The organism is Providencia sp. PROV076 (genome assembly GCF_028483405.1).
GTDB lineage: Bacteria > Pseudomonadota > Gammaproteobacteria > Enterobacterales > Enterobacteriaceae > Providencia > Providencia huaxiensis.
Genome location: NZ_JAMPRR010000014.1, coordinates 73,450 through 94,229, shown reverse-complemented (window position 1 = coordinate 94,229; position 20,780 = coordinate 73,450). Strand labels below are relative to the sequence as shown.

General features: G+C 42.7%; 15 protein-coding genes. 5 read left to right on the top strand and 10 right to left on the bottom strand.

Annotated elements, in window-relative coordinates:
* Positions 1–49: 49 nt before the first annotated feature.
* Both yidA and PSF67_RS09785 read right to left on the bottom strand, forming a co-directional pair.
* Positions 50–862, bottom strand: a complete 813-nt coding sequence (yidA, locus tag PSF67_RS09790) for a sugar-phosphatase (RefSeq protein WP_272676838.1) — start codon at positions 860–862, stop codon at positions 50–52.
* 225 nt (positions 863–1,087) lie between these two features.
* Positions 1,088–1,471 carry a helix-turn-helix domain-containing protein gene (locus PSF67_RS09785; protein ID WP_004253477.1) on the bottom strand — a complete coding sequence of 128 codons (384 nt, stop codon included), beginning with the start codon at positions 1,469–1,471 and terminating at the stop codon, positions 1,088–1,090.
* A 332-nt stretch (positions 1,472–1,803) separates the two neighbouring features.
* Here PSF67_RS09785 and mgrB point away from each other — a divergent pair, with 332 nt between their 5' ends.
* Both mgrB and PSF67_RS09775 read left to right on the top strand, forming a co-directional pair.
* Complete coding sequence (gene mgrB, locus PSF67_RS09780) at positions 1,804–1,950, top strand: PhoP/PhoQ regulator MgrB (protein WP_231068146.1); 147 nt, start codon at positions 1,804–1,806, stop codon at positions 1,948–1,950.
* A gap of 229 nt (positions 1,951–2,179) precedes the next feature.
* A complete protein-coding gene (locus PSF67_RS09775; protein WP_195697236.1) occupies positions 2,180–3,556 on the top strand; it encodes an amino acid permease in 1,377 nt (458 codons plus the stop codon).
* A gap of 93 nt (positions 3,557–3,649) precedes the next feature.
* Here PSF67_RS09775 and pagP read toward each other — a convergent pair whose 3' ends face one another.
* The gene (pagP, locus tag PSF67_RS09770; protein WP_102139807.1) at positions 3,650–4,225 is read right to left on the bottom strand and encodes a lipid IV(A) palmitoyltransferase PagP; all 576 of its coding nucleotides are present in this window, start codon (positions 4,223–4,225) and stop codon (positions 3,650–3,652) included.
* 663 nt (positions 4,226–4,888) lie between these two features.
* Here pagP and PSF67_RS09765 point away from each other — a divergent pair.
* The 3 genes from PSF67_RS09765 (at position 4,889) to thiD (ending at position 8,272) form a co-directional block, all read left to right on the top strand.
* Positions 4,889–6,445 (top strand): YjjI family glycine radical enzyme, encoded by a 1,557-nt coding sequence (locus PSF67_RS09765; protein ID WP_272676837.1) that lies wholly within the window; start codon positions 4,889–4,891, stop codon positions 6,443–6,445.
* A complete protein-coding gene (locus PSF67_RS09760; protein ID WP_166264762.1) occupies positions 6,417–7,283 on the top strand; it encodes a YjjW family glycine radical enzyme activase in 867 nt (288 codons plus the stop codon). Before PSF67_RS09765 ends, PSF67_RS09760 begins: the two co-directional genes overlap by 29 nt.
* 191 nt (positions 7,284–7,474) lie before the next feature.
* Positions 7,475–8,272, top strand: coding sequence for a bifunctional hydroxymethylpyrimidine kinase/phosphomethylpyrimidine kinase (gene thiD / locus PSF67_RS09755; RefSeq protein ID WP_102139810.1), 798 nt, complete (start codon positions 7,475–7,477; stop codon positions 8,270–8,272).
* Positions 8,273–8,319: 47 nt separating this feature from the next.
* Here the strand turns inward: thiD and yegS are convergent, their stop codons facing one another.
* The 7 genes from yegS to PSF67_RS09720 form a co-directional block, all read right to left on the bottom strand.
* A complete protein-coding gene (yegS, locus tag PSF67_RS09750) occupies positions 8,320–9,219 on the bottom strand; it encodes a lipid kinase YegS (protein ID WP_166264764.1) in 900 nt (299 codons plus the stop codon).
* Positions 9,220–9,680: 461 nt separating this feature from the next.
* Positions 9,681–11,066, bottom strand: coding sequence for a prephenate-dependent tRNA uridine(34) hydroxylase TrhP (trhP, locus tag PSF67_RS09745; protein WP_272676836.1), 1,386 nt, complete (start codon positions 11,064–11,066; stop codon positions 9,681–9,683).
* 128 nt (positions 11,067–11,194) lie between these two features.
* A complete protein-coding gene (baeR, locus tag PSF67_RS09740) occupies positions 11,195–11,908 on the bottom strand; it encodes a two-component system response regulator BaeR (protein ID WP_102139813.1) in 714 nt (237 codons plus the stop codon).
* A complete protein-coding gene (baeS, locus tag PSF67_RS09735; protein ID WP_102139814.1) occupies positions 11,905–13,293 on the bottom strand; it encodes a two-component system sensor histidine kinase BaeS in 1,389 nt (462 codons plus the stop codon). The genes baeR and baeS overlap by 4 nt, the downstream gene beginning before the upstream one ends.
* Positions 13,283–16,384 carry a multidrug efflux RND transporter permease subunit MdtC gene (mdtC, locus tag PSF67_RS09730; RefSeq protein WP_272676835.1) on the bottom strand — a complete coding sequence of 1,034 codons (3,102 nt, stop codon included), beginning with the start codon at positions 16,382–16,384 and terminating at the stop codon, positions 13,283–13,285. The genes baeS and mdtC overlap by 11 nt, the downstream gene beginning before the upstream one ends.
* Positions 16,384–19,506 (bottom strand): MdtB/MuxB family multidrug efflux RND transporter permease subunit, encoded by a 3,123-nt coding sequence (locus PSF67_RS09725; protein ID WP_272676834.1) that lies wholly within the window; start codon positions 19,504–19,506, stop codon positions 16,384–16,386. Before PSF67_RS09725 ends, mdtC begins: the two co-directional genes overlap by 1 nt.
* A complete protein-coding gene (locus PSF67_RS09720; RefSeq protein WP_166264776.1) occupies positions 19,506–20,750 on the bottom strand; it encodes an MdtA/MuxA family multidrug efflux RND transporter periplasmic adaptor subunit in 1,245 nt (414 codons plus the stop codon). Before PSF67_RS09720 ends, PSF67_RS09725 begins: the two co-directional genes overlap by 1 nt.
* Positions 20,751–20,780: the final 30 nt, after the last annotated feature.

The window sequence follows — 20,780 nt, the reverse complement described above, 5'->3', positions numbered from 1 at the left end:
AGTGTAGGCGCTGCCATGGACATCATGTTGATAGCAAATTTTTCTGTGGCTACACATTAATAAATTTATTGATGGCGACGGCTACGCCATCTTCATCATTAGTCGTAGTGACAAATTTCACCATTTGGCGAATGGGGTCTAACGCATTGCCCATTGCGACAGAAACACTGGCGTATTGCAGCATTTGGATATCATTATTTTGGTCACCAATACTCATGACTTTGTCAGGTGTAATACCCAACTTTTCACAAATACATTGTAACGCAGTCCCTTTATTCGCCGTTTTATTTGAGACCTCAAGGAAATACGGACTTGTTCGGGTTAAAGCGTAATTATCGAAGACATTCTCTGGAATATAGCTGATACCAATATCTAATTTTTCTGGGTGGTCAATTATCATAAACTTAGTAAATTCTAGAGAAGAGTCCATCTCATTAACAGGGCAATAGATGAGTGGTGTGTGAGTTAAATAGGCGTCTGCGACCGTATAGTGACTAATATGGCGGTTAGCCGTGAACATGCAATTATCCGCGAGAGCATGCATGTGAACCCCGACATTTCTTGCGAGTTCCTCAAAATATTGGAAGTCAGCGAAATCTAACAAATTCTCTGCGAGATGGCTGCCATCATTGGCTTGGTGAATGACGCTACCATTATTACTAATACAATAGTTATTCGTTGTATTTAAATCTAATTCTCGTAGGTAAGGAGATATACCAGAAAATGGTCGGCCCGAGGCTAAAATAATATGGACACCTTTTTGCTTAGCCTGCGTGATAGCCTCTTTTACTACGGGAGATATTTGGTGTTGGGAGTTAAGTAATGTGCCATCTAAATCAATGGCGACCAGTTTGATTGACATCCAATGCCTCCTAAAGTTCGTGCTTTCTGCCAATACCTTACTCTAATTATTCAGAATGTAAATTATACAAATAGTTATAACTTTAGTTGCATTAGAATAATGCGTGTTTGATGTGAAATTGAACAGAATGTAAAGCAGGAACTCTGTTCAATAGTCAAAAGTTGAAATGACAATGTTTTATAGCATTATTATGTTAATCAATAGGTTAATGCGGCTAAAATATTCTCACTCATAATTATGAATTAGATGGAGCGGTTGCTTAACATCTAATTGGATTTGGTCATTCTGTCTAAAATCAAATGGCGTGATACCATATTCTTTGCGGAACATATAGGTAAAGTGGGACTGAGACCCAAAACCAAAATCCAGTGCAATATCGAAAATGGACTGGTTACTATTACGGAGTAAGTTGACCGCACCAGCAAGGCGGCGTTGACGGATGTATTTACCCAGTGAAATCCCTGTGACTTCTTTAAAGATTTTTTGCATATGCCAAAGTGAATAGCCTGAATAAGCCGCGAGCTCTTCTAAGTGGATCACGCGCCCTAAGTGTTCTTCTATCCATTTACTCAAAGCATAAACAAGTGCTAAGTGGTTATCTTGTGGCATCTCAAATGTTTTCTAGTTTTACGGTAGCAGAAGTATACACAACTTCATTTCATCATGACAAAGGCTGCTTGTGCGGTATTTCCCATTTTTAGGGTAAAAAAAGCACAATCAGAATAAGTTAGTAACCAATAGCACCTAAAATGAGCAAATTTTTGTAAAAAGAGGTCAATTGCATATTTTCCTCAAATTTGATGCTCTAAATTAGAGTACCATTTCTTTTATAAACGCATTATATGCAATGCCATAAGTGATACCAATCATAAAATGGCAGTATCTTAATATTGTAATCATTTGAAAAATAAAATCATCATAGAAATATGAAGGAATTGTCTGTGTTTGGTCGTAAATTAATTATTGCTGTAAGTGCAGTTTTGGCTTGTGTTTTTTTCTATCTTTTAGCGATGGATAACCTGTGTGATCAGGGTGGTGAAAACTTTATTTTTGGTATTTGTCGTGTGACTGACTTGTTACCATTTTGAATTTGCTTTTTAATGCTCAATCCATGATATTGAATCGGGGTAACCATCCTGCGGTATCATTTTGCTATGTGATGAAAAAAATAATTAATAGCATCTGTTTTGGGGTCGTACAAAATGCTGAAAACGGCACCAGAAGAATGTAGTGTTAATAAGAAAATTCAAATAAACTTGTGTCATTATCATTATTTTGGAAGATAAAAAACAAGTAAGGGGACAAAAGGGTAAAGTTATGGCGCAACAGCAACAGACGCTAAAGCGGGGATTAAAAAACAGGCATATCCAATTGATTGCATTGGGAGGTGCTGTTGGTACAGGGTTATTCCTCGGAATAGCAACAACCATACAAATGGCAGGGCCGTCAGTTTTACTGGGTTATGCGCTGTGTGGGTTTATTGCTTTCCTGATTATGCGTCAGTTGGGCGAAATGATTGTTCAGGAACCTGTGGCGGGTTCGTTTAGCCATTTTGCATTTAAGTATTGGGGTGGTTTTGCAGGGTTCCTTTCAGGGTGGAACTATTGGTTCATGTTTATCCTCGTTGGGATGACCGAACTGACCGCTGCAGGCAAATATATGCAACATTGGTGGCCTGAGCTCCCTATATGGGTTTCTGCCGCGGTGTTTTTTATTGCGGTAAATGCAGTTAATTTGATTAATGTACGCTCTTATGGTGAGACTGAGTTCTGGTTTGCATTAATTAAAGTTATTGCAGTCGTTGCGATGATTATTTTTGGTTGCTACTTATTACTCAGCGGCCATGGTGGCCCACAAGCGAAAGTGAGTAACTTATGGGAGCACGGCGGTTTCTTTGCTAATGGCTTTAATGGGCTAATAATGGCGTTAGCAATTATTATGTTTTCATTTGGGGGGTTAGAGCTGGTCGGTATTACAGCTGCAGAAGCAGAAGACCCAGATAAAAGCATTCCAAAAGCGATTAACCAAGTTGTATACCGTATCTTAATTTTTTATATTGGCTCGTTAGCGGTACTGTTAGCTTTGTATCCATGGGTTGATCTTGACGGCGAAACAAGCCCATTTGTCTTAATTTTCCATGAATTAGGGGACTTACTGGTTGCTAATTCGTTGAACGTTGTCATTTTAATCGCTGCATTGTCTGTGTATAACAGCGGAGCTTATGCGACAAGTCGCATGCTGTATGGCTTGGCACAACAAAGTAATGCACCTAAATTTCTTGCAAAAGTGAATAAAGGTGGCGTACCAGTCATGGCATTATTTGTTTCAGGTGTTGCGACGTCTGGTGGTATTTTAATTAACTTTTTGATGGAAGGTAAAGCTTTCGAATTGTTAATGTCATTAGTTGTGACGACGTTAGTTTTAAACTGGATTATGATTTGTGTTTCAAATTTGAAGTTCAGAGCGGCAATGAACAAGCAAGGTGTCGAAACGAAATTTAAGAGCATTTGGTATCCATTTGGAAACTATTTGTGTTTAGCGTTCTTACTGTTGATTTTAGGGATTATCCTGACAATGGACGGTTTGCGTATCTCGGTATTAATTATGCCATTGTGGATAGCTGTTCTGTGGGTTGGGTATCAATTCTCAGGGGCTAAAAAGCAAGATTTAGCTAAAAGCCAACAACTAAGTTAAATTTATTTTTTTCTTATAAAAAAGGCCGGTAGGGTATTCCCACCGGCCTTTTTATACAGCCATGAAATTTTATATAGCCATGAGATGGCTAGGTCACCATTGCCAACGTAACCAAGCGAATAATACGTTGCCGTTATTATAAGTCCCCGGAATGTAAGTGGCTTGCAGTGAAAGTCTATCATATTCCACTGATACCAGAGGGAGTGGTGCAGGGATCGGAATATAATACATATCCTTACGGGCAGTGACGCTCAGAGTGAAGCCTGCTCCCATACGGAAACCATCAATATCTCCCGGGATCCACATTTTTTGGAATGCATAACCAGCAATTGGCTCCCAATCATTATGTGAATCTTTGAATGCCATTGCATAGATAGCATGCCAGTCATTATCTTCATCATAACGATATTTACCAAAGCCCAGACCCCAAGGGCGCTCATTATATTCATCCGTTTTTTTCTTGTCGTACATTGCACGGTTGTGCCAAGTCACCGCGGGAATGTATAGCTCATATTTGTCTGAGTCCCACGTGGTACTGACATTGCCTTTAAATTTATCCCATAAATTTTCCGATTGCTCTTGAGCAATGGCAGGCGATGATATGCAGATTGAGGTGCTCATGAGTAACGATGCACCTACGGCCAACTGTATGTTTTTATAAACTCTCATTGTAAATCCAGTTCTGTATCGCAGATATAAAAATGATGATTAGCTCGCTAATGATTATCAGATTAGCATTATTATTATAATTTTGAGCGGAATTATTTTAATTAAGATACATATAATATAACAGTATTTATTACATAATTAAGGATAATAACTGGCTGGTCATATTAGAACCGTTTAATTTTGCCTGTTTTTATGTGGGATAACCGATTATCTGATTAAATAATAACGTATCAAATTAGTTGTTGAATAGGCTAATACTCCTAAAGTAGCTGATAATAGACGAGGTGCTTCATTTTCAGGTTGGATAAGACGATTTTTCGATGAGAGAAGACGAGAGGGATTTTTAAAAGAATAAGAAAAATAAAGTGCCATTCATTATTTTTGTAGTTAACGTTATGTAATAGAAAGATATTTTTTATTATCTAGGTGATTGCGACTAGTCATGTTGATAGAGCAGACATTTATGAAAAATAGCGTGCAAACAAATCCAAAAAGTATGACGCACATCAAATAATGACTTGTCTCAATGAGATGAAATGGATCACATAGGCGGCAGGTATAAGCTGCGGTATGTCAACACGGCTAGGAGCTAGTCTTTAAAGGTTTATGGCATATATATTGCTGTGAATTACCTTGGCTTCTAACTAAAAAAGGAACGTCACCATGATGAAACGCCAAGAACCACTGACTGAGTACCAAGCTAAATGCTTGGCTATCGCCACAGACAAAATATTATCACCAAAACAAAAAGCCAATTTTTTAGCGGCAGAGGCAGATAGCCATATTCCATATCTTGCAATGAGCCAGCCCCTTGCTGATGCGTTATATGAACGTGTTATTTGTGATATGTATGAAGGAAATGCTCCGTATAAGCCACGTTATGTATTGCCTGACTACGTAAAATACCTCAAACAAGGTTCGGCATACTTAGAATTAGCCCCCGCAGAGGATTTTGATGACGCACTTAATCATCTGATGATTTTGTATCATCATGTGCCGTCGGTAACCAATTTCCCAGTATTTTTAGGGTATTTAGATAAACTTCTCATGCCATATGTGGGGGAGTTGACAGAAGAACAGCTGTATCCAAAGTTAAAAAGGTTTTGGATACAGTTAGACCGAACACTGCCCGATGCCTTCATGCATGCCAATATTGGCCCGGATGATAACGTTATTTGCCGCTTGATTTTACGCATTGATGCGGAACTGAAACAAGTCGCACCTAATCTGACATTTGTTTATCATCCACAGCGCACACCGGAGTCACTTTTCTTACAAGCGATTGAAAGCATTTGTGAATGCAGTAAACCGCATATTGCAAATGATATCATTCATAGTGCGGCATTTGATGAACAAGGTTACGGTATTGTCAGTTGTTATAATGCGTTGCCCGTTGCGGGTGGGGGAAGTACTTTAGTTCGTATTAATTTACGTGAAGTTGCATTACGCAGTCAAAATTCAGCTGATTTTTTAAATGTGCAATTGAAAAAATATTGTGAGTTACAAATGGAACTCATTGAAACACGTAGCGCATTTTTATTTGAGGAGTCTAATTTCTTCCAAACCAGTTTTCTTGTGCAAGAAGGGTTAATTGAGCCTGAACGTTTTGCCCCTATGTTTGGTATTTACGGTTTAGCAGAAGCTGTGAACATCCTGATGGAAAAAGACGGAATGAAAGGCCAGTATCAGGCAAATTCACCGGCCTTGCCATTGTCTTATCAAATCAGCGAGCAGCTAGCTGACTTTGTTGAAACGACCCCCGTTAAGTATGGCTATAAAGGCCGAGCGATGCTCCATGCTCAATCAGGGATCAGCTCGGATATCGGGACAACACCGGGGGCTCGTATTCCATACGGTGAAGAGCCAGACCCGGTGTCACACATTCAAGCGGTAGCTCCCCATCACAAACACTATTTGTCTGGGATCAGTGACATTTTAACCATCGACGAAACGATTAAGCAGAACCCGCAAGCTCTAATGCAATTGTGTAAAGGGGCGTTTAGTTGTGGAATGCGTGAGTTTACTGCAAATGTGGCAAGTAATGATTTAGTTCGCGTTACGGGCTATATGGTGCGTTTATCAGATATAGAGAAATATAAAGAGCAAGGTTCTAGAAGCAATACTACCTGGTTAGGTGAAGAGGCGACTAAGAACTGTAAAATTACAGCCCGTCAGCAGCGAGTCATCAGCAATGAGCAATCGATGCGCTACGCTGAATAAGGTTATTCCTTTTTCCTGCGTAGATGGGCCGGGTAATCGACATGTTATTTTTTTGCAAGGTTGCAACTTACGTTGTCTGAATTGCCATAATCCATATACCATGTCGCTCTGCGACCATTGTGGGGACTGTGTTTTAACCTGTCCTCACAATGGGTTATCGTTTGTTGACGGCAAGGTGGTATGGGATAGCGATGCTTGCCAGCTCTGCGATACTTGTTTGCAGACGTGCACTAAGAATTCAAGCCCGATGACCGTATCATTAAGTGTTAATGATGCCCTCAATGACTTAAAGAAAAATGTTGCTTTCCTGAATGGTGTAACCGTCAGTGGTGGAGAGGCAACAACACAATTACCCTTTATTATTGAATTGTTTAAAGCGATTAAAGCGGCACCGGAACTCAAGCATCTAACCTGCTTTATTGACAGTAATGGACACCTTGCTTCTGCAGGGTGGAATAAAGTGATTGAGTATACGGATGGCGTGATGATTGACTTAAAATCATGGGGTGATGAGTGCGCATTAAGATTAACAGGAAAAGATAACCAACGTGTTTTTCAATCGGTTCAATTTCTGGCCCAAGCGGGGAAATTATATGAATTGCGTTTATTGTATATTCCTCAGCAAACAGATTACCAAGAACATATTGATAAACTTGCTGATTTTTTAAATAAACTCCCTGAAAACACACGGATAAAAATTAACGCCTTCCAGCAACATGGGGTTAAAAATGAAGCCGCTAACTGGCCTGCGGCAACCCAAACGGAAGTGGAGGCATTTGCTCAACAGTTACAATCGCGAGGTGTGGGTAACATTCATTTGCCTAATGTGTACTTATAAGCCATGCTAATTTTTCCTAGGTGAGATATTCCCTCTTTTTATCTAAGTCATTAAAATTCATTCACTAACCGCTGGTATTTGTTAAATGTTATGAGACAATCAATGCGGTTTTATTGTTTGATTTAAAATGATTTCAGTAAACCTCGCTTATCAATCTATTCAATTGCTTTAGCTGAAAAGGGGAGTCACTCATGAGGATCAATGCGTTAACTATCGCCGGAACAGACCCATCGGGTGGGGCGGGTATTCAGGCGGATTTAAAAACTTTCTCTGCATTAGAGGCTTATGGTACGAGTGTGATGACGGCATTGGTGGCTCAAAATACCCAAGGCGTGCAATCTGTCCAAGACTTACCTCCTGAATTTGTGGCGGCACAATTAGACTCAGTCCTCAGTGATGTGCGAATTGATAGCGCAAAAATCGGCATGTTATTTAACCAAAGTAATATCGCGGTAGTGGCGAATGCGTTGAAACAGTATCCAATTCCGTATGTAGTATTGGATACGGTAATGGTGGCTAAAAGTGGTGACCCGTTATTATTACCGGATGCAGTTGATGCGCTACGCCAACAACTATTACCCCTTGTTTCGATTATTACACCGAACCTACCTGAGGCAGCGGTATTGTTAGATGAAAAAGTCGCACAAACGGAAAGCCAAATGTTGAGCCAGGGGTATAAATTACTTGAAAAAGGTTGCCAAGCGGTATTGATGAAAGGCGGGCACCTAAGTGATGCTGAAAGCCCCGATTGGCTAATCACGCCAGAGGGTGAATGGCGCTTTACCTCTATTCGCATAAAGACTAAAAACACTCATGGGACAGGGTGTACTTTGTCAGCGGCTTTGGCTGCATTGCGCCCTCGTTGTGCAGATTGGCAAGACGCTGTAACACAGGCGAAAGCTTATTTACAAGCTGCTTTGGAACAAGCGGATAGCTTAGAAGTCGGGAAGGGGATTGGTCCGGTTCATCACTTCCACGCATGGTGGTAGCCTTTAAAGACTGAAAGCCCTGAATACAAGGGCTTTCATGACGTGTTTTAAGCCAATAAGTTACATTGGGGAGGTAACCGACACTGAATGGCATTTGGCTGCACAGTGAAGGTAAAGGTGTCTCCCGATAATGGCTCGCCATCTAGGTTTAAGATCATATCGTGAGGTGATGAAATTTTTATCCATGATAATGGCTTTTCGACCAAGTGCTCGTTTTTATCGGTTGAAAATAAATTCGATAAAAATGCCGGTATGACATCCCTTGCAGGAATAATCAGTAAGTTTAGTGTGCCATCATTAATGAGTGCTTGCGGTGTCAGTTGTTGCCCTCCGCCCGCTTGGCGGCCATTTCCAACCGCGATGACTAACGTTTCACCCTCCCAACTAAAGTTTTCCCCCTCAATATGGCAAATATCTGTTTTCAGCGTGTCAGGGCGCAGTAAGCCGTTTATCACATAAGCTGCACCGCCTAATGCCGATTTTAGTGCTTCAGGTGTTTCAGTGGTAATACGCGTCCCAAAGCCGCCAGTGGCCATATTGAGGAAGTAATACTGTTCATTGACTTGCGCAATATCAATGGGGACAGATTTCCCTTTTAATGAGAGTGCTAAGGCGGCTTCAATATCTATTGGAATATTTGCGCTGGTGGCGAAGTCATTTGCCGTGCCCATCGGAAGAATACCTAAAACAGGGCGAGACTCGCTAGGGAACTTCATTAAAGTACTGGCAACGGCATTTACAGTACCGTCACCTCCAGCCGCAATGATGGTATCAATACCGTGTTTTATCGCCTGAGAAATAAAATAATACGTATCATCCATCTCCCAAGGAATACGGACTTGAATTTGATGGCCTTCTTTACGCAAGTGAGTAATGGCTTTTCGCAGCTCAACGTGATTTGCTTGCTTACCATTAAGGATAATCATAGCTGACTTATATTGATTCATAAATACCCATCCATTCGGCTTAACGTACGTCAATATTCGTTAAAATGAGTATAAATGGATTAACAAAATAGGGATGCGCTTTTTTTGTTTTTTTGCAGAAAAAGCGTTGGTAAGAGAAATGAAATGCAAATCGCAGATAAAAGAAATGGCTAGCTCAAGGGAGATTGAGCCAGCCAAGGAGGTGGTTCCTAGTCTTATTTTATGACTTTCTAGTTCTTCATTTTCGAGAGTGACTATACGATATTGAATAACCAATTGATGTGATCTGTTGCATAAAATTGGATATTCGGTGCATTTTTTAATGAAAATGTCAATAACGCGAATAATTCTCATATAAGAAAAAGCATATAAAGTAAAAATAATATCATTTTATAGGTGAAAAAAAGCCAAAATATCAAAGTATTAAACGATGAAGTTTTGGCTTTTAGTTAGCAGATTATTTAACAATAAAGGCGTGGTGACTAGCCAGCAATTTGTTTTTCTGCCTGAGTTTGATGAGGAGCTCGGGTCGTTGTGCCTGCTAGGTTACGGATCAACAAACCAAAGTTAACATCGACATCTTCAGGGATAGGGAGATAAACCACATGGCCGTTACCAGGTGCAACATCAATTGCTTCGCCTTTGCGGTTTGTTAAGGCGTCTAAGGTAAAGACAATATTCCCTGCAGGGGTCATCATTTCTAGGCTGTCACCAACGCTAAATTTGTTTTTTACATCAACTTCAGCCATACCATTAACACGTTTCCCTGTAAATTCACCCACAAATTGTTGAGTCTCAGAAACCGAATAGCCATATTCATAAGTTTGGTAGGCATCATGGGTGTGGCGACGTAAGAAACCTTCAGTGTAACCGCGGTGTGCTAAACCTTCTAAGGTGGATAGCAACGTTGGGTCAAAGGGTTTTCCTGCAACAGCATCGTCAATTGCACGTCTATAGACTTGTGCAGTACGTGCACAGTAATAAAACGATTTTGTACGGCCTTCAATTTTTAATGAGTGAACGCCCATTTTTGTTAGGTTTTCAACGTGCTCAATTGCGCGCAAATCCTTCGAATTCATGATATACGTGCCGTGTTCATCTTCAAAGGCGGTCATATATTCGCCTGGACGTTTGGCTTCTTCTATCATAAAGACTTTATCTGTTGGCGCACCCGCACCTAGGGTTGGCGCCACATTTTGTACAGGGATAGGTTCATGCACATGGACAATATTACCCACATCATCTTCTTTACCTTCTTGTATGTTGTATTCCCAACGGCAAGCATTGGTGCAAGTCCCTTGATTTGGGTCGCGTTTATTAATGTAACCAGAAAGTAAACAACGGCCTGAATAGGCCATACAAAGGGCGCCATGGACAAAGACTTCAAGTTCAATTTCAGGAACTTGTTGGCGAATTTCAGCAATTTCTTCGAGGGATAATTCGCGGGATAAAATCACCCGTGTTAAGCCCATTTGTTTCCAGAACTTCACGGATGCCCAGTTAACGGCATTCGCCTGTACAGATAAATGAATATCCATCTCAGGAAACGCTTCACGAACCATCATAATAAGGCCAGGATCAGACATAATCAGTGCATCTGGGCCCATTTCAATGACGGGGGTTAAATCACGAATGAAGGTTTTTAATTTCGCATTATGGGGAGCAATATTCACGACCACATAAAACTTTTTACCCAGCTCATGGGCTTCTTGAATGCCTTTAGCTAAGTTTTCGTGATTAAATTCGTTATTGCGTACGCGTAAGCTGTAACGGGGTTGGCCTGCATAAACGGCATCTGCGCCATACGCAAAAGCGTAGCGCATGTTTTTTAAAGAACCGGCAGGGGACAAAAGCTCTGGTGTAAACATGGTTATTCTCTATCTGATATCAAGTCAGCACTCTCTCTTATGAGAGAGTGTTTTTAAGGGATGTGGATTTTACGCCTATTTGATAAAAAAACCAAATATCCCACAAAAATAGTATGTCTATTGGTTGGTTAATATTCATCCCAACGGTAGCCAAGACCATATATTGAGCGAATAAAGGTTTTTTCGTTATCGAGAGATTCTAATTTACGGCGTAAATTTTTGACGTGGCTATCAATGGTACGGTCAGTGACTACGCGGTGGTCGTCATATAAGATATCCAGTAACTGGTCACGGGAAAACACCATACCCGCATTGTCAGACATAAATTTAAGTAACCGAAATTCAGCGGGTGTCAGTTCAAGTAACTGTGAGCCATAGCGTACTTGAAAAGCATTTTCATCAATAATCAGTTTGGTTTGGTTATCGTTATTCGTTTGGCTGTTGTGCGCTGCCATGTTTGGCTGGCAACGACGTAAAATGGTTTTGACACGAGCCACAACTTCTCGCGGGCTAAAGGGTTTACAAATATAGTCATCAGCCCCAATTTCTAACCCTAATAAGCGATCAATTTCTTCAGTTTTTGCTGTCACCATAATAATGGGAACATCACTAAATTTTCGCAGTTCACGGCACACGGATATGCCGTCCATACCGGGTAACATTAAATCTAATAAAATAAGTGCGGGTTGATGTTGTTTAACATAGTCGATAACTTCATCACCACGCGCAATTAATGCGGGTTGATAGTTTGCAGCGTGTAAATAGTCAAACAGCAGTTGGCCTAATTTGGGTTCATCTTCCACAACCAAAATAGGGATATTGCTCTGTTCAGCCATGATCATAACCCTTTATCTTTTAATTGAATCGGTAAATTAATGGTAATTTTGACACCACCTAATGATGACGGTGTCGCGGAAATTGTACCATGATGAGCCTCAACAATATTATAGCAAATGGCCAGACCTAAACCGGAGCCGCCACTGGCACGATTACGAGAGCCTTCAGCGCGGTAAAAACGCTCAAATAAATGTTGGCATTGCTCAGCAGTAAGCCCTGGGGCGCTATCTTGCCAAATTATATTGAGCTGGTGTTGGTCTTGTGTGACTTGGATGGCAATTTTACCGTGCGGATCGGTATAGCGTAAGCTGTTTTCCATTAAATTATAGAACAACTGGGTGATGCGGTCAGGGTCTGCAAATACGTAGCCTTGCGCAATAAATTGCCGTTCAACCGAAAGTTGTTGGTCTTCTAACCGCCAGCGAGCTTGGCCTATTGCCATTTCAATTAAAGGAATGATATCGGTAAGTTGCATACGGTAGACCAATGAGCCTCTATCCGATAACGAGAGCTGGTGGAGGTCATTAACCAGCTTAATTAAAGTTTGGGTTTCATTGAGTAGGGAATTAATTGTTTCGGGAGTGGCTTGCCGAACGCCATCTTGCACTGCTTCTAATTCGCCTCGTAGAACTGACAACGGCGTGCGGAGCTCATGGGAAATATCCGCCATATAATCACGCCGCATTTGTTCGTTTTTTTCAAGGGTCGAGGCCAGATGGTTAAAATCTTTAGCCAGTTGCCCAAGCTCATCGCGGCCAGATTCAGGAACCCGCGTAGCAAAGTCACCATTGGCGAGCCGGTTAGTGCCTTCGAGTAATCGCTTGATGGGTTTTAAAAAACTACGGGCAAGGAACAATGTGGCAACCAGAGCCACAAATAAAGACAGCCCAGCGATGATCCAGCTAGTGTACATCTGTTTGGTATCAAAACGGCGGTCAAGGGCGCTGCTAATCCCCGTTTCATAACTGGCAACAAGCCAGCCGACGGTATCTCCCTTGCTGGTAATAATAGGTTCACGGAGTACTTTGCTAGGTAAAGGCGTGTCTTGTCCGAAAATCAGCTTGTCCTGTGTATCATAAACCCAAAAAATTGTTCGCCAACGCTGGCGCATAGGGCCACGGTGTTGTTGGTGCTCTACTGAGCGCAAAATACGAAAGAAAATGCGTTCATTACCAATTAGAAAACCCCAATTGCCCATCTCTTCATACTGTTCCGCAAGGGCGGAAGAAACCAGCTCAACACGCTGTTGGTCATTTTCCTTTATATAATCAATAAAGCCGTGTTGAAAGCTCATGCGTACGCCTTGGTGCATAATCAGCACTAGCAATAAGCATGTTGCAAAAATAGCCAAAAAAAGCCGAGTGCTTACACTATTCAACCTAAGCTTCATGGTTATTCTCCGCGATTTTCTGCGTTAATGATTTTTTTCGCAGCCAACGTTGTCTCAAGCTATCAAAACTTAAATACACAACAGGAGTGGTAAATAAGGTCAGTAATTGGCTCATTATTAAGCCACCGACAATCGTGATCCCGAGGGGCTGGCGTAATTCCGCACCATCACCACTACCTAGCATTAACGGTAGCGCACCAAAAATGGCCGCGAGTGTCGTCATTACAATCGGGCGAAAACGTAATAAACAGGCACGGAAAATGGCTTCTTGGGCCGTTAAACCCGCCGTTCTTTGTGCTTGAATAGCGAAATCCACCATAATAATGGCGTTCTTCTTGACGATCCCAATTAATAGCATGATGCCAATTAAGGCGATTAAACTAAATGGAGTGTCGAATAGTTCAAGGGCTAGTAATGCACCGACTCCTGCAGAAGGGAGGGTTGATAAAATAGTCAGTGGATGAATATAACTTTCATACAATATGCCCAGTACTAAATAAACAGTCACGATGGCGGCTAAGATTAAAAACAATTGTGATTGTAAGGTTTCTTGGAATATCTGTGCCGTTCCTGCAAAAGAGCCTCTTACTGTTGATGGCACGCCAAGTGCGGTCATGGTTTTTTCAATTTCGACAATGGCATCATTTAAGGTATAACCGTCTGCGACATTAAACGCAATAGTGGATGACGCTGATAGCCCTTGGTGATTCACGCTTAATGGGGCATTGGCAGGCTGCCAACGCGCAAAATAAGACAGAGGGATCGCTTCACCATCTTTATTGATAACAAACATCTTATCGAGGGAGCTGACATCTTGCGTATATTCAGGGGCAACTTCCATCACCACTTTATATTGGTTCATTGCTTCATAAATAGTGGAAACTTGGCGCTGACCAAATGCATTGTTGAGCAAGCTGTTGGCTTCACGAACATCAATACCTAATTGGGCCATTAAGTCCCTGTCGTAGGTGATCGCCATTTCTGCGCCTTTGTCTTCCTTATCGGAGTTCACATCGGTCAGCTGTGGTAATTCGCCAAGTGCTTTACGGATAGCAGGTTCCCAGTCACGTAATGCAGAAAGCTCATCTGCAAGCAGGGTAAACTGGTAGCTGGCATTGGCTTGTCGGCCACCAACTCGAATATCTTGCACTGGCATCATAAACAGGTTAGCCCCCGGTTCATTGGCTAATTTCGCGCGTAATCGATTGATGACTTCAGCTGAGCTTTCCGTGCGTTCACTCAGTGGCTTTAATGAAATATACATAAAACCGCTATTTACCCGACTACCGCCAGTAAAACCGGTGACATTATCTGTCGCTGGGTCGGCTTTAACTTGCTGCATAAAACGGGTCATTTTCTCTTTCATCGACTGGAATGAAATGCTTTGGTCTGCGCGAACAAAGCCCAGCACTCGGCCAGTGTCTTGTTCAGGGAAGAACGTTTTTGGAACGGTAATATACAGATAAACGTTTAAGCCGATTGTGGCAAATAGCACCGCCAGAACACTACGGCGATGTCCAAGCACCCATTTTAAAGCAACGCCATAACTTTCTTGCAAACGCAATAACACACGGCCAAACCCGCGATGTTTGGCTTTGACGTTGTGAGGGCGTTTCTTCAGTAAATAAGCACACATCATGGGGGTAAGCGTTAGCGAAATCACCAATGAAATACCGATAGCGGTTGCAAGGGTAATGGCAAATTCACGAAATAAGCGACCGACCAGCCCATCCATAAGCAGTAGTGGAATAAAAACTGCGACTAAGGAAATGCTCATGGAAACAACCGTAAAGCCGACTTCATGCACGCCTTTCACCGCAGCAATAAATGGTCTTGTACCATTTTCAATGTGGCGTGAGATATTTTCTAATACGACAATCGCATCATCGACTACAAAGCCCGTCGCAACTGTTAATGCCATCAATGACAAGTTATTTAAACTAAAGCCACATAAATACATGGCTGTAAAAGTTCCAATCAATGAAACGGGGACGGCAATTGCAGGGATCAAAGTAGCGCGACCTGAACGTAAGAACAGCAGCACCACGAGGATCACCAAGGCAACGGCAATCAGTAAGGCGCGTTCCACTTCAGCTAAAGATGCGCGGATGGTTGGTGTCCGGTCTTGTGCCACTTTTAGCTCAATGGCGGCAGGGATCATGTCATTGAATTCAGGTAACTCAGCACGAATTCGATTCACTGTTTCAATGATATTGGCACCCGCTTCGCGGCGAATAACAATCAAAATAGCCGGTTTACCGTCTGCCATACCGGCAGCGCGTACGTTTTCAATGGAATCTTTAACATTGGCGACATCGCTGAGCTTTACAGCATTGCCTTGACTATAATGAACAATAATTGGCCGATAATCTGCCGCTTTTTTTAACTCATCATTAGTCTGTACTTGATAACGTTTTTCGTCATCATTGATATAGCCTTGCGGTTGGCGAACGTTAGCACTACTGATGGCTGAGCGCACGGCATCAAGGGAAACCCCTTGATTAAATAGGGCAGTTGGGTTGAGTTCAACCCGTACGGCAGGGAGCGAGCCGCCACCAACTGAAACTTCACTAACCCCTTCAATTTGGGCAATTCGTTGGGCTAAACGCGTTGAAGCAATATCATAAATCTCGCCAGTATTCAGGGTGTCTGAGGTCATGGTCAAAATCATAATTGGCGCATCAGAAGGGTTTGACTTGTAATAACGTGGGCGGCTTGGCATTCCGCTGGGCAATAAGTTCTGTGCGGCATTAATCGCGGCTTGCACTTCACGTGCCGCGTTATTAATGTCTTTGTCGAGATTAAATTCAAGGGTAATGGTGGTTCGACCAAGCGCACTGCTTGAGGTCATTTCACTAATACCCGCAATACTGCCTAAAGAGCGTTCAAGCGGCGTCGCTACGGAGGAGGCCATGGTTTCGGGTGATGCCCCAGGAAGTGACGCTGTCACGTTAATCACAGGGTAATCCACTTGAGGCAACGGAGAAACCGGTAAAAACAGAAAACTCAGGGCACCACACAAGGTAATCGCGACGCTAATAAGCGTGGTTGCTACCGGGCGGCTAATAAACAGAGCAAAGAAGCGCTTCATTATGACACCTGTGCCTTCTTCGCTTGGCGACGGTCTTTAAAGTAATGAGAAAGACGGTCGAACAATAAGTAAATAACCGGTGTGGTAAATAAAGTGAGGATTTGGCTCATAATTAAGCCACCAACCATACAAATTCCTAATGGTTGGCGTAATTCAGCACCGACACCGGTACTTAGCATTAATGGTAAAGCACCCAGCAAGGCCGCCATGGTGGTCATTAAAATTGGGCGAAAACGCAGCAAGCATGCTTGGTAGATGGCATCATAAGGGGACATTCCCTGTTCACGCTCTGCCGCAAGGGCAAAGTCAATCATCATAATGGCATTCTTTTTCACGATACCAATTAATAAGATGATGCCGATGACCGCAATAACATCAAGATCTTTCCCTGCCATCATTAAAGCGAGTAGTGCGCCAACCCCGGCTGTCGGTAGGGTAGACAAAATAGTAATCGGGTGAATGAAACTCTCATATAAAATGCCCAATACGATATACATCGCCACAATCGCAGCTGCAATTAACCAAATAGTGCTGCTTAATGCCGCTTCAAAGGCTAAAGTCGCCCCTTGGAATTGCGTGGTAATGGATTTTGGCACAGCAATTTGTGATTCGGCCAATTTCACGGCATTGACGGCTGACTCAAGCGAAGCACCATCCGCCACATTAAACGAGAATGTCACAGCGGGGAATTGGTCGAGGTGATTAATGGCTAATGGCCCATTACCTTCTTGAATATTCACTAAAGTGCTCAGTGGCACAATGGCTCCATCAGTCCCTTTTAGACGGATATCATTCAGCGCATCCATACCATCACGGGTTTGTGTGTCATGTTCTAATATCACACGATATTGATTTGACTGCGTATAGATAGTCGAAATCATTCGCTGTCCAAATGCATTATATAAAGCGTTATCAATGGCTGACATCGTGATACCAAAACGGCTTGCTGTATCGCGGTTTACATTCACATAAGCAACTAACCCTTTATTTTGCCAATCACTACTGACATCAGTGAGTTCAGGTTGTTGTTCTAGGGCGTCTAACAAGCGTGGAACCCAGGTGGTTAATTCCTCTAGTGAACCGGCCTGTAAAGTGAATTGATACTGCGTTCGTGCAACTTGCGTATCGATGGTGAGATCTTGCATGGGTTGCAGATATAAATTCACCCCTGCAATGTTATCCACGGATTGTTGTAGACGATCAATAATCGCCACCACTCTATCTTCACGCTGATCAAGGGGCTTTAAGGTAATTTGCAAGCGTGCATTGTTTAATGTTGGGTTATTCCCATCAACCCCCACATAGGTGGTGACATTGTCGACCGCAGGATCTGCTAATAGCTTTGACGCGACTTCTTGCTGCTTCTGAGCCATGGCATCAAAAGAAATGGATTGACGGCTTTCAATTGAGCCTTGAATAATTCCACTGTCTTGCAACGGGAAAAACCCTTTTGGGATCCACATATACAGCAAAACAGTCAGTACCATGGTGCCAAGCGCCACAGAAAGGGTTAACCATTGGTGATTAAGAATACGCTTTAACCAAATAGCGTATCCAGCAACCATACGGTCAAAAAAGCTCTCACACGCTAGTTCAAAACGGTTATGTTTATGTTGTGACTCCGGTTTTAATAAACGGGCGCACATCATTGGGGTTAACGTCAAAGAGACGACAGCGGAGATCAAAATAGCCACAGCCAAGGTAATGGCAAATTCGCGGAATAACCGACCGACAATATCCCCCATAAATAACAGAGGAATTAACACCGCAACCAAAGAAAAGGTGAGGGAGATAATGGTAAACCCGATTTCACCTGCCCCTTTGAGTGCAGCGACCAGTGGTTTATCGCCTTGCTCTAAGTAGCGGGAAATATTTTCAATCACCACAATCGCATCATCGACCACAAAACCGGTGGCGATGGTTAAAGCCATTAGCGTGAGGTTGTTGACAGAAAAACCACAAAAGTACATCACAGCAAAAGTACCAACGAGCGACAGTGGTACGGCAATGCCCGGTATCAAGGTGGCAATTCCATTGCGTAAAAACAAGTAAATCACCATCACCACGAGGGCAATAGCTAACATTAACTCAAACTGTACATCATTAACGGACGCTCGAATGGTACTGGTTCTATCGGTTAAAATATCGACATTAACCGATTTAGGTAAACTTTCAATTAATTCAGGTAACAGCGAACGAATGGTATCGGTGGTTTCAATCACGTTAGCGCCGGGCTGCCGCTGAACATTGATCACAATCGCTTGTTCATTATTCGCCCATGCCCCTAAATAGGCATTTTCAGCCCCTTGTGCAATCGTTGCGATATCACCTAAACGCACTGGCGCACCATTTTGGAAGGCCACAATAAGTTGACGATAGTCGTCAAGTGACTTCATTTGGTCGTTAGCAGAAAGTGTAACCGCCCGCGTAGGGCCATCGAAACTCCCTTTGGCGGAGTTGACGTTCGCATTGTTAATGGCAAGGCGGATCGTTTCGCTATCCAGCCCTTTGGCTGCCATGGCTTGTGGGTTTAAATTCACGCGAACAGCAGGTCGCTGGCCACCCGCTAAGGTGACTAAGCCTACCCCATTAACTTGGGATATTTTCTGGGCAATTCGCGTTTCAATAATATCCTGTACCTGCGTTAACGGCATTGCATCAGAGGTAACCGCTAAGGTGAGAACAGGCGGGTCAGCAGGGTTAACCTTATTATAAATCGGAGGATAAGGTAAATCAGAAGGCAGTAAGCTACTGGCGGAGTTAATCGCAGCTTGAACTTCCTGTTCCGCGACCTCTAAAGGTAACGTTAATTGGAACATTAACGTGATAACTGATGCTCCCCCTGAACTTTGCGATGACATCTGTTTAAGACCCGACATTTGCCCAAACTGTGTTTCCAATGGCGCAGTCACCGCAGAGGTCATCACATCGGGGCTGGCTCCCGGGTAAAGGGTAACAACTTGAATTGTCGGGTAATCGACTTCGGGCAGGGCTGAAACAGGTAAGAAGCGATAGCCGATGATCCCTGCAAGTAATATAGCCACCATGAATAATGTGGTAGCAACAGGGCGCAAAATAAATAAACGAGAAGGCCCACCGCCTTTTAACATTTCAGGCTGCATTACGCTTTCTCCGCGCTATTCGGTTTACCTTTGCGAGGCTCTTTTTTGGCAATGCTTTCAGGGGTAACGACTTCAACCGTTGTGCCATCGGTGAGTTTATCAACACCATCGGTGATGACTTTGGTATTTGCAGCAAGTCCGCTTTCAATAACCACTTGTTGGCTGTCTTGCATACCCACGGTTACATTGTGTTTGCTGACTTTATTATCATCACTTAATATCCAGACATAATGGCCTTCATTACCCATTTGCAGTGCTGCTGTTGGGATCACCACAGCATTTTGTAGCGTTTCAACTTGCATTTTTACGTTAACAAATTGATTTGGAAAAAGTTTTTCTTCTTCATTAGTAAAGCGCGCTTTTATTTTCAGCGTGCCTGTCGCGGCATCAATTTGGTTATCAGTACTGAGTAGCTCACCACTTGCGATTAGCGCGATATTGTTTCTGTCCCAAGCTTCAATCAACACTTTCTCACCAGAGGATTGGGCCTGTTGGATAGCGGGAATATCGCCTTCAGGTAACGCAAAAAGGACATCTGCAGGTTGAGTTTGCGTGATAACAACAAGAGGGGTTGAGGTTCCCGCAGAGATAAAGTTTCCGACATCCACTTGTTTTAAACCAACACGCCCTGAAATTGGAGCGGTAATTTTACTGTAGGTTAACTGAAGTTTGGCGTTGTCGACGGCTGCTTGGTCGACTTTAATACTGCCTTGAGCCTGTAAGACCGCCGCTTTTTGGTTATCTAGCTCTTGTTGCGAAATCACTTTAGTACCAGCAAGCTTTTGATAACGAACTAAATCTAATTGTGCATTCGCTAATGTTGCTTTATCTTTAGCCAATTGGCCTTCCGCTTGTGATAGCTGAACTTCAAATGGGCGAGGGTCAATTTGTGCCAATAAATCTCCCTTATTGACGTGTTGCCCCTCGGTAAAATACAGCTGCATTAACTGGCCTTCAACACGGCTGGTTACTGTGACAACATTTGCAGCCTGTACTGTGCCTAAACCTGATAAAAAGCGAGGAACAACTTTTTGTTCAGCCACGGCAAACTGCACAGGAGCTAAAACACGTGGTGGGCGGCCCATTGCGCTTCGCTGTGAATTCGGTTTTGCTACCACATCAGTAGATTGTGTATCTGATTGTTTTTCTTGATAATAAAAATACCAAGAAGCGCCAGCTGCCGCAATAATGGCAATAAAAATGGCAGAGCGAATAAAAGGTTTACGTTGTTTTTGTTTATTCATTTTGGGTAATTCGCTTAACTCAAAAAAGTG